We start from the raw sequence: 230 nt of genomic DNA, 5'->3' as shown, positions 1-230 counted from the left end.
GAATTCCTTTCTGACGCGCCCGGGCGCGCGACCGGCCATGACCCCCCCCTTCTCCCGATTGCCGAGCAGGTCGAGAATTTTTGCAGGCAACATGCGGGGTGCCCCGGGCGGGACCAGGAAGCCATTCCATCCGTCGCAAATGACCCCGGCGCAACCGGGCATGGTAGTGGTCACGACCGGCACACCGGCGAGTGCCGCCTCCAGAAGCACCCGTTGCACACCTTCCCGAT

Annotated in this window: 1 protein-coding gene; it reads right to left on the bottom strand. The window is 66.1% G+C overall.

Going from position 1 to position 230, the window contains the following annotated elements; translation table 11 throughout:
* Positions 1-219 (bottom strand): glycosyltransferase (locus KVT37_RS33285; RefSeq protein WP_308642815.1); only part of this gene is annotated, 219 nt, incomplete at its 3' end.
* Between the last annotated feature and the right edge of the window lie 11 nt (positions 220-230).

The organism is Mesorhizobium sp. GbtcB19, assembly GCF_019091085.1.
In the GTDB taxonomy this organism is placed as follows: Bacteria; Pseudomonadota; Alphaproteobacteria; order Rhizobiales; family Rhizobiaceae; genus Mesorhizobium.
Note: the sequence above shows the minus strand (reverse complement) of the source record. Positions and strands in the feature narration are given on the sequence as shown.